The sequence below is a fragment of the Marinagarivorans sp. genome (assembly GCF_982758155.1).
This window is the reverse complement of record NZ_CEXWTU010000140.1, coordinates 2,189-12,972: the sequence shown is the minus strand read 5'-3', so window position 1 is coordinate 12,972 and position 10,784 is coordinate 2,189. Positions and strand designations below refer to the sequence as shown.

The window sequence follows — 10,784 nt, the reverse complement described above, 5'->3', positions numbered from 1 at the left end:
GCGAATTGATTATTTTCTGGGCATTCAAGCGTCGGGAACGCTTGCATAGCGCCCAGGGATGGCTTGAGCGGCCCAGAAAGTGATCAATTTTCCGGCCTATTCGAGCATGACTGAATAGTTACAAAAAGTTAACCCAAAATGACTTTTGAAAAAAATAGCATCCAATAAAAAAGCGGTAAATACCGCTTTTTTATTGGATGCTATTTACCATCTGGCCGTAGCAACATTCTATTAAACATCGCAAATTACAACAACAAACGTACACCCGCCGAATCCCGCTCAGCGCGATCACTATTCACCAAAGCTAACAATTGATCCTCAGGCAGCGGCTTTGAATAATAAAACCCCTGTACTTGATTGCAGCCCTTACTCAGCAACCAGTGAGATTGATCCAAATGTTCCACGCCCTCTGCCAACACCTCTAGCTTCAAGTTGTGCGCAAGATCAATAATAGACTTCGCAATTGCTGAACCGCTACCATCCTCATCAATATCATTCACAAAACTGCGATCAATTTTCAACTTATCAATAGGGAAACGTCGTAAGTATGCCAGCGACGAATAACCCGTACCAAAATCATCAATGGCCAAAGAAAGCCCCAATTTACTAAGACAATTCAACATATGAATAGCCTCTTCCGCATTCTCCATAGCCGAGCTTTCAGTAATTTCTAACTCCAAATACTGAGGCGCCAGACGGGTCTCCATTAATATCGACATGACTGTTTGCTCAAAACGCCTTAAACGAAATTGCTTGGTCGATAGGTTAACTGCGATTTTTCCAAAGTTAAGCCCCGACATTAACCAAGCCTGAAACCGCTGACACGAATGCCTCAACACCCACTCACCCAACGGCTCAATAAGACCGGTATCCTCAGCAAGCGGAATGAAATCCATCGGTGAAATCATTCCACGTTCGGCATGTGGCCAGCGCACTAAAGCCTCCAGGCCCACAATGCGACCTGAACGTAAATCAATTTGTGGCTGGTAGTGCAAAATCATTTCTTCGTTTTCGATACAGCGCCGAAGTTCGTTTTCCAACAGTAACGAATCTACCAGCGTGGCTTTCATTTCTTTTAAGAAAAATTCATAGCGATTTTTGCCCGCAGACTTTGCTCGGTACATTGCGATATCCGCATGTTTAAGCAACTGATCTATCGAATCACCATCGCGCGGATAAAAACTTATACCAATACTCGCCGTAGAGGTAATCTCGTGACCCTGTAAGCGTATAGGCAGCGCCAAACGATTAAGAATGCGGCCAGCAACTAGCTCAACATCAGAAATACTACGCACCCCTTCCAGCACAACAACAAACTCATCGCCGCCGAGTCTGGCAACAGAATCCGTCTCTCGTAATTCTTCACTTAATATTTCAGCGACAATTTTTAACAGAACATCGCCAGCATCATGACCAAGACTATCATTAATATTTTTAAAACGATCGAGATCAATCAGCACCAGCGCAAAATGGTCTCCCGTGTGTTCAGCACGGCTTAACACCTTAGAAATACGGTCATAAAAAAGTGAGCGATTAGCCAACCCCGTTAAAGGGTCGTGATAAACCATATAATCCAACCTAGACTTATGGTCCCGCAACGAGTGCTCAGCTTGCCGATGGGCGGTAACATCCACGCCTACAATAAGGTACCAGATATCGCCGCTTTCAATGCGATGACGAAGTTTAACCACATGATAATTGTGCGTTGAATGATCTTTATGTTTGAAATTCAAATCTAGGCCTTTCGCAGACTCAAATTCATCTTCAACATTTAAACCCTCGATATGCTCCTCATAACCCGCAGGAAATAAGCTCGCTAAGTTATTGCGGTAGCGGTAATCCCTTGAAACACCCTCGAAGACATCAAAGCGATTATTAACATACTCTATGTCACCCTCATCATTTAACACGCAGACAAAAACTGGCAACTCCATCAACAATCCAGCTAATGCCGAGTTTAAACAAGCGCTCACATCTTTTTTATTAACACCATCATTAATAGCGTTAGACTGCACTGCCACCTCAGCCCCAGGTGCCGCGGCAACATGGGGCGGCACCTGGCGATCTACGAGTCCTTTGTTTCTAGGTTTTTTTGGCATGTTATAACCACAAAGTATGATCTTTCCGTTAGCTTAGTTCACAGCTTATCAATCCACAGTGATGACCGATAAGCGGTTAAGATCAAATCTACTAACACAGCACCCTGCCTATAAAAAACAGTCGTTTTAAGGCGAGAAAACCTATAGGCCTATATCTTGCTAAATAAAAAATAAATAAGAGCATACTCGCGTGTTTGCCATATTCTTTTGTATTTAGCCGGTTAATCACGCCTTTCTTTGATCAATACGTCAGAAAACAGGCACCTTCAATGACTGAAACGCACACGGAATCGAGTACAGCGTCAAATATTCAACAAATGTTGCGTCAAGCTGAAATGCAACAACTTCAAATGAAACTGGAGCTCACCTTTAAGCGCAACTTAGAGGCGTTCAAGCAGGTTGCCCCTCAAATTTATGATCAGTTTCATAACTACCAACCGGAGGAGCTGCGCCTACTTTATACCGATGATGGATTTTTAAACCTTGTAAACTATAAACTCAACAACAAACCCGTTTACACAGGTGACCCAGCCGTTTTTTGCGAAGAACAATTTGAAGCGTTCAAGAAAACGCCTACCTTATCAAACATTAATTTCGGAAAAACCAGAATTAGCAATGATAAGCACATACACCCCATTATCATCAATAATTTAATCGATCAATATTCACCACTAAAAGGTCTTCAAAAACGGCATATTGATGTACCTATTGGATTCATGTTAGTAACAGGTTGCGGGCTTGGCTATCATATCGAAAAATGTGTGCAAGAATTAGACATCTACAATCTTTGCATTTTCGATCCACATAAAGATTCCTTTTATGCCGCGTTACACACTATAGATTGGATACCCATTTTAAATAAGATGTGTAGCAAAGGACGAATGCTTAAACTCTTTATTGGCGTTTCACCAAAAGATGCCATGACAGATATGAAGCTTCTAACGGACAAAATTGGTCTTTTTAATATTGTTTACACCTATATTTTTCGCCATTTCAACAGTAAAAAGGAAAGCGAATTTTTAGAGGTCTATCGTAAAGAATTTCATCTAGCGGCAGCCGGCACCGGTTTTTTTGATGATGAACAAATTAGCCTTGCGCATACAGTACACAACATCAACCAACATTTCCCTTACCTTCATGGCAACACCCCTCCCATACACAACACGCCCGTTATTTTAATTGGTAATGGCCCATCGCTAGACAAACATATCGACTACATTCGAAACAACCACGATAATGCCATTATCATCACCTGCGGCACTGCCATTAGCTCACTCGCAAAAACAGGAATTAAGCCAGACTTCCATATTGAAATGGAACGCAACGCGGCAACCCCCTCCTATATTAAACACGGCACAACTGCCGAGTATAGAAAAGGCATACGTCTAATCTGCCTAAACACTGCAGCACCACAAATGACCGAGCTATTTGACGATGTTTGCCTGGCACTAAAACCTAATGATTTAGGCTCGCTCCTTATTGAAGAAACCTACCCCGAAAAAACCCCCCCAAAACTTGTACTGTGCAACCCAACGGTAACAAACGCTGGCTTATCGGCGGCTCTGGTACTCGGTTTTCGTACAATAGTATTGGTGGGAGTCGACTTAGGAATGAAAGACGATGATAATCATCATTCATCATTAAGCATTTATTACGACATTGAAAAGAAAAAAGAGGAGAAAAGTAACAGTAGCGCAAACAACTACAAAATTGCCGGGAACTTTGGTGGCGAAGTATCAACAACGCCAATTCTTCACTCCACCAGAAGCAGCATGGAAATGTTGATCACGCAGGTTAATCGCCAAGGCATTAAACTATCGATATACAACCCCAACGACGGCGCCTATATCGATGGAACGATACCCACCGTAACTGAAGACCTCCCTGTTTTTACCGAAACCCATAAAACAGATATCATTAACCAACTACTTACCCAAAACATAAAAACGCTATCGCCCAAAACGATTACTGAGAAAAAATTTAAACAGCGCCATTTAAAAGACTTACAGGCACTCAAGAACCGGATTGACCTACCTGCACGCATAAAAAATTCAGCCGAATTACATACAACAATGCAAAGGATATTCAAGCATATTCTTACGACAAAGCCATTGTATAAGCTTCTATTCCGAGGCAGCATTAACTCTGCATTTACACTACTAGTCCAATCAACACTATTTAGCCGGAATGAACAAGAATTTTTAGAGAGTTACCGCAAAGGGCGAGAACAGTATCAAAAACTATTAGATCACGCTTTTACGTTTATGGAAAAAACACCCTTACTGTGCGACACCACTACTGACAAAGAAGCCGTGCGACTGGAGGTAAAGGATTGATTAAAAATGAAGAGCACGAAAAATCAAGAACTACGAAAGTCAGCAACAAAAAACTTTGGCGTTACTTAAAAAATTTGTACCTATTCAGCCATGCTCAAATAGGCCGGGAAATTGATCATTTTCTGGGCCGCTCAGGCCATCTACGACCTTGCGCTCCTGCAAAGTCTACCCCCACGCATCCTTGCTGAGGCCGGGTGCGATGAAAGCGATCCTTTGGAGAACTTAGTGCCTTGGCAGCTTAAAGGCTAGTTGGGCTGCGGCGAAGATTTACACGATTTTTAAAAATGAGTAAATGTTTTAGGTGGTTAGGTGCGGACCTCATTTTGGCACAACAGAGGAAAAACCTTCACCATCGTAAACACCAGATATATTTCAGCACTGCCACCACCACTTCAAAACATCAAAAGAAAAGACGTTAATTAGTTGCACAAGAGTACCTTGGTAGATGCTAAGGGCGAGTCCCCTCCTCTACGATTAAAAGAAATATTTTTCATATTGATTTGGGCGTATTTTGACATCACTTGCGCTGGCACACCCATATTATCAACCATTCCAATTTTGTTAATGCAACTTCACGATAGCGCCCCCCCCAATGAACTTTAATGACAAGAATTAGCTATGTAAAAAATAATAAATTTCGACACTTCACTTCATACACACGCGCCTTTAAACTAAACATGTTAAACTATAGACCTTAGCTCTTCCACCTTCATGCTATTTTTACTACCCTATTTCGGTAAGCTTTAACTATTTAAAGCCTTAGCAATCCATTCTAAATTTACGCTTAAAAAATTAGTATAAAAACTTTTTTAACTACGCAATATCATACCAAACAATTAGAATATACGTTACAAATTAACCAATATCTGCGCGACCCCTAAAGTCTGAAAAAACAGAAACCCATAGAAATATTTACTGAGCGCAGGGAACACTACAATTATCGAGAGAAATTACCTTATGAACTTTATCAGCAAAACAATAATACTATTTATTAGCATTTCATCTTTACAAGTTAACGCAAGTGTTGATCAGTATTCGGACATGACCGGAGGTATCAATGTGCACATTGATACCTCCGCACCCTACATGTTTGACACAAAGGATATTAACTCTGGCAATGTTGCAATTACAAATGCCACAAATTTTTCTATCAATACGTCAGGTATATACAGGGTTAGCTATCAACTAAATTGGAATAGTAATAGCCTCAGCCGTAGTCAAGTAAAAACGTACATTATGAAGAATAGCCTAAATATTCTAAATGGCTCCTATGCATATGGTGGTACTCGTAAAGAAGGTCCGGCTGGACTCGCTACTAACAACGCTTATTTTTATACAAAATTAGACGCTGACGATTTTCTACAGCTAATGCACAAGAAAGAAAGCAGTGTAGCTGGGGAAGCATACTCAATTCCAAACGAGTCTACGATATCTTTTGAGCTGATAGAAAAAATAAATACTCTTGATACATCTGGTCAATATAAAAACATTGCATTAATTGGAACCAATCATCTATCAATCCAAAACTATTCCGCAAGCAGTTCATATCACCTAGATAGTCCAGCAGGAGCTTTTGACGGTCATACTTACACAAGCCTACTCAATAGTGATGCAACTCAAAAAATTAATAGGGGGGAATGGCTTTCAATTGCAGGGCTAAATACAAACCAATGGTTACAAGTTGATTTTGGGCAAACTGCAACAGCGTCGAGCTTTAGAGTCGCACTTAATACTGCAGCGCTGAACCTTGGACGATTACCAAAAGAAATTACGGTGCAGACCTCTAATGACGGAATTACATTCCATGATGAACAGTCCTTTACTTTAGACAATGTGGGAGATCAATTCGTAACCCTGACTTCAGATGTTAGCACCCGATATTTAAGGTTATTGTTAAGCAATAACTACGGCGACTCTTTTGTTCAAATTAGTGAACTTGAAATTTACCAAAACTAAAATAATGGAAGGACACCCACTCAATTTTTTGTACAATTACTGATGCCAGCCTCAATGAGAAAGTGCACCAGCCAATTCATTAACATCTCACGCAGCGCTAAGGATAGCGCTGCGTGAGATGTTAAAACTTAATTAAAACAACTAAAACAAATGGCCCAGAACCACCGAACAGCGAGCAAAAGCTCTTTGATGAAATTACGAGACGTGATAAAAATAATCTTTTGGAGGGCCGAACTCCAAGGGCGACCGAGGCTAGGTTTGGTTTGGTTTGGCGGGCCTTTTCACCTGAATGCTTCAGACTAGTCAGCAATCACTCAAAATCACTAAATCTTGGGATATATTTCACCATTATAGAAAGGATGTTTTATTGAAAGTGTATGATGAATAGAGCGCATATCAGAGCAGTCAGCCCCCAAGAATGTTCGTTCAAAAGCATTAAGTGATCGTGCTTCGTGCATCAGAACTTCTTCGTCATTTATGGGAATAGTTTTCGCACCACAAACTGTGACACTGACGCAATCTGAAAAAAACTTTTTGAATATTATTTCTGCTCTACTCACATGGTAATCCGACGTTACTACATGTAGCTGCTTTATCGGATATTGCTGCAAATACTCTAAACAATAATACGCATCACCAACGGTATCTCTTGACATCGAGAGTGATACAATGGAATCACTCTCGATGTCTGAATTCTCAACTATAAAATCTTTTACAACATCCGATATGGGTGTTTCGCAATCACCGCGATAATCCCAACCGCTAGTAATTAAAAACTCATACTTATCAGCATTAAATTTCTCAATTGCCAATCTTGCACGCGCACATGATTCTGCGCCCAGTTCACTTTTTTGAGACATTAGGTGAGATAAAACGACTAAAAATTTCATACTAAATATTTCCAGTTCGAAAGTGTTCAAATGTTAGCCTATCACCTCTCTTTGCCGATTTCAGACAGTCAGAGCCAATCACATCATCAAAATATTTTGCCTCCAAACCAAATCCTGGGCGAATACGTCGCACATGCTTACTCGTTATTATTTCACCTTTTTTTACATCGTCTACGAAATATAGCGAACGCCTAAAAACCTTATTCGAATCTTCTACAGACGAACGAATAAAAGAGTTAGGACCTAAAGCACAATGGGCTTCTTTTGTCTGCTCAACAAGTGATTTCATTTCCATCGGTTCAAGTGAAAAACCACTGTCAACTCCTCCATCACTCCGATTCAAAGTAAAGTGTTTTTCTATGATAGTAGCTCCTAATGAGGTTGCGACAACGCTAGCGAGATTACCAATCGTGTGATCTGAAAGCCCTACCTGAATGTTAAATTCTTTGCGCAATATTTTAATAAAATTCAAGCTAGCTTCGGCTATGGGTGCTGGATAGCTACTAATACAATGAAACAACGCAATCTTATTATTTCCAGCTGATTTAGCACTTTCAATTGCTTCACCGATTTCATTTAACGACGCCATCCCGGTAGACATAAGAATCGGTTTATTCTTTGTTGCGACGTACCTAATTAAGGGTAAATCAACAATTTCAAACGAAGCAATTTTGTAAGCTGGAGTATTAAGCGACTCTAAAAGATCGACAGCACTTTCATCAAATGGAGAGGAAAATAGCGTAACGCCAACCTCTTGAGCATATCGAAATAGCTCTTTATGCCACTCAAACGGAGTATAAGCTTCGCTATAAAGATCATATAGAGATCTATCTTTCCAAAGCCCATCTGTAATATAGAAATCCGGATTTTTGACATCAATGGTCATGGTATCTGGCGTATAAGTTTGAATTTTTACCGCATCGACTCCAGCATTTTTAGCAGCAATAATTGTCGCCTTAGCTCGCTCAATAGATCCATTATGATTTGCTGACACTTCTGCAATTATGTAAGGGGGAAACTTACTTGAAATGTCTCGAAAACCGATAGAAAACTTTGAATTATTCATACTTCAACCCTTCCTGATTAAGCTTTGCGATTTCTTTCTCTATATTTGAATTCCAGCCAGCGAAGTTTGATGGTAAGTCTCTTACATAGTGATGTGTGCCAATACCTCTTTGTTTCTTTGCAGTCCACTTGTCGGTAAGTATTGAATCCACACAATCTAAAAATAGACTTTCCATTTCTCCGACAAGTGTTTTGTAAGTCTTTAGGAAGGTATCTTCCTCTTTTTTGAAATTGACGTACCTTTGACTAACGATTGGCCCGGTGTCAACGCCATCATCGATAAGATGAACTGTTACACCAGCTGGAGAATTGTCAAAAAATGACCAAAAATTGGGGTGTGCGCCGCGATTATAAGGAAGATACGAAATATGAAGATTGAATATTGGGCATCCAAGATCTTCGATTACATTAGGCTTTAGGATGTGACCATACCCATAGCTAACTACAAAGTCATACCCACTAATTCCATCAATTTTTTCGTCAGTATGATCTACCAAACAGTTCTTAATAATAAGCGCTCTAATGAGCTCACTTTGTGACTCGTTATAGCCTAAAAAGAGAACCTTTTTAATAGGATTTTCATTTTCATTTAGACGCCTCACTACTAATTACTCACATTATTTTTCCTGCCTTCAGCTAAAGAGCCGTTAAACATCCCAACGGTAAAGCTAAACTCTTTACTCAAGCCCTTAAGTTCTTTAGGCGAATTAGGTCGCTCGTCCTTTCTAGCCTCTAACATCTGATGGTGGATAGCTTTCAATTTATTAAATAATTTCATTACACACTTCCGCTATTTAGTGTCGGAGTAATGGTCAACTAGCAATTTTATATTTTTTGAAACTGTTTCCTCTGCGCTGCTGGCTATACATGTTGCGTCATCTCGATTTAACGTTTTCGCTGATTCATGAGCATCCCACAGAGGTTTACTTTTCCCCCAAGCTGTAAAATCATCGCGATTGGCAGGCACTACCGTTTCGGGGGCCGATAATATTTCAACCTCAAAAAATCGCTGCTGCAACCAAGTAATCGCATTTCCCGGTAAGTCACGGCAAGCAAACACACATGCATACCCTTCATCAAGAAGCGCTTCGGCTAATGCCACGCAGCGGACAACATGCCCATTACCCAAAAAATGAGACGCATCCACGCGAAATAACACAAGACCATTAGCCACGTGACTGTTCCTGCAAGCGCTGATATTTTATTTCCGCAACACCCCAATCATCCAGGGTGTCAATATCTTGTACATGAGAGGCTGGTAGCACGACCGCACGCGTCTTACCCCCCCACAATTTTCGTGATTCTGTAAACGCTTCACTTTTCCCCCAATAGAATTGCGCCGCATCATGATACATCGGCGTTAAATCTTGTGATCGTGCGACCATTGCCTCTGGCTGATAAGGAATGACACGGGAGCCATCACGCATTAAAGCTCGCTGAATGGGGAAATCAAACGCGACCGTAGAAACAACATAGTCACATTCGCCTTCTAACAATAAATTAAATCCGCTAATAAGGGATTCAGTCTGCAGCAATGGATTGGTCGCATAAATGCAACAAACATAATCATAGTGGCGGCCCTGCTCTGCCAACGTAGCCACTGCATGCTCAACAACGGCCTGCGTACCTGCAAAATCATCGGCTAAATGTACAGGGCGAAGGAACGGCGTTGTGGCGCCACTATCACGCGCAACCGCTGCAATACTTTCACAATCCGTTGAAACAACAACATCGTCAAATAAACTACTAATTTGCGCAGTTTTAACGGCATATTCGATAATAGGCTTACCCAAAAACGGGCGAATATTTTTTTGGGGGATGCGCTTTGAGCCACCTCGTGCGGGTATTAATGCCAGTACTGTGGAAGCTGAAACTGTCATAAACTTGCCTTCACGCATGAGATCACCAACGCTTGCTCCTCAGCGGTTAAGGTCACAAATAACGGCAATGTCAGTGAGCAGGAATGATGATGCTCAGCCGCGGGGAACTCACTACCAAAATATCGTGCGAGTGGACGATAATATGGCTGCTTATGGATAGGCATATAGTGCACATTAGTAAGAATGTCATGCTCACGCAAAAAGGCATAGCAGCGATCACGCTGATCCGACGACTCAAACGTAACAACATAAATATGCCACGCCGAATAACAATTAGAATGCTCTACAGGCAGTTGCAGTGAGGTATCTAATAGCCCCTTTAAATACAGTGCCGCCTTTTCTCGTCGCGCCTCGACAAACACATCTAACTTATTCAATTGCGATAAAGCTAAAGCCGCATGAATATCGCTTAACCGATAATTAAAACCCAGTGCCTGCTGCTCGTAATAACACGGGGCGACGGCCTCATACTGCCAACACTCACTGTCCCGCTCTACCCCATGGCTCGCGAGCTGGCGAATACGGTTTGCCAGCTCTGCGTCGTTCGTCACTACCGCC

General features: G+C 41.3%; 10 protein-coding genes. 2 read left to right on the top strand and 8 right to left on the bottom strand.

Features of this window, described 5'->3' with window-relative positions:
- Positions 1 to 245 precede the first annotated feature (245 nt).
- Entirely contained in the window at positions 246 to 2,099 is a 1,854-nt protein-coding gene (locus tag AC3A8L_RS14155) for a putative bifunctional diguanylate cyclase/phosphodiesterase (RefSeq protein ID WP_487962918.1), read from the bottom strand.
- Positions 2,100 to 2,368: 269 nt separating this feature from the next.
- Here AC3A8L_RS14155 and AC3A8L_RS14150 point away from each other — a divergent pair, with 269 nt between their 5' ends.
- Entirely contained in the window at positions 2,369 to 4,435 is a 2,067-nt protein-coding gene (locus tag AC3A8L_RS14150) for a motility associated factor glycosyltransferase family protein (RefSeq protein ID WP_487962917.1), read from the top strand.
- A 957-nt stretch (positions 4,436 to 5,392) separates the two neighbouring features.
- Positions 5,393 to 6,391, top strand: coding sequence for a discoidin domain-containing protein (locus tag AC3A8L_RS14145; protein ID WP_487962916.1), 999 nt, complete (start codon positions 5,393 to 5,395; stop codon positions 6,389 to 6,391).
- Positions 6,392 to 6,714: 323 nt separating this feature from the next.
- Here the strand turns inward: AC3A8L_RS14145 and AC3A8L_RS14140 are convergent, their stop codons facing one another.
- From AC3A8L_RS14140 to AC3A8L_RS14110, 7 genes are all read right to left on the bottom strand, one after another.
- Positions 6,715 to 7,281, bottom strand: a complete 567-nt coding sequence (locus AC3A8L_RS14140) for a YdcF family protein (protein WP_487962915.1) — start codon at positions 7,279 to 7,281, stop codon at positions 6,715 to 6,717.
- A 1-nt stretch (position 7,282) separates the two neighbouring features.
- Entirely contained in the window at positions 7,283 to 8,347 is a 1,065-nt protein-coding gene (pseI, locus tag AC3A8L_RS14135; RefSeq protein WP_487962914.1) for a pseudaminic acid synthase, read from the bottom strand.
- Complete coding sequence (locus tag AC3A8L_RS14130; RefSeq protein WP_487962913.1) at positions 8,340 to 8,948, bottom strand: formyltransferase family protein; 609 nt, start codon at positions 8,946 to 8,948, stop codon at positions 8,340 to 8,342. Before AC3A8L_RS14130 ends, pseI begins: the two co-directional genes overlap by 8 nt.
- A 2-nt stretch (positions 8,949 to 8,950) precedes the next feature.
- Positions 8,951 to 9,124 carry a hypothetical protein gene (locus AC3A8L_RS14125; protein WP_487962912.1) on the bottom strand — a complete coding sequence of 58 codons (174 nt, stop codon included), beginning with the start codon at positions 9,122 to 9,124 and terminating at the stop codon, positions 8,951 to 8,953.
- A gap of 12 nt (positions 9,125 to 9,136) precedes the next feature.
- Positions 9,137 to 9,520 (bottom strand): hypothetical protein, encoded by a 384-nt coding sequence (locus AC3A8L_RS14120; RefSeq protein WP_487962911.1) that lies wholly within the window; start codon positions 9,518 to 9,520, stop codon positions 9,137 to 9,139.
- Positions 9,513 to 10,226, bottom strand: coding sequence for a pseudaminic acid cytidylyltransferase (gene pseF / locus AC3A8L_RS14115; RefSeq protein WP_487962910.1), 714 nt, complete (start codon positions 10,224 to 10,226; stop codon positions 9,513 to 9,515). Before pseF ends, AC3A8L_RS14120 begins: the two co-directional genes overlap by 8 nt.
- Positions 10,223 to 10,784 (bottom strand): DegT/DnrJ/EryC1/StrS family aminotransferase (locus AC3A8L_RS14110; protein ID WP_487962909.1); only part of this gene is annotated, 562 nt, incomplete at its 5' end. The genes AC3A8L_RS14110 and pseF, both read right to left, overlap by 4 nt.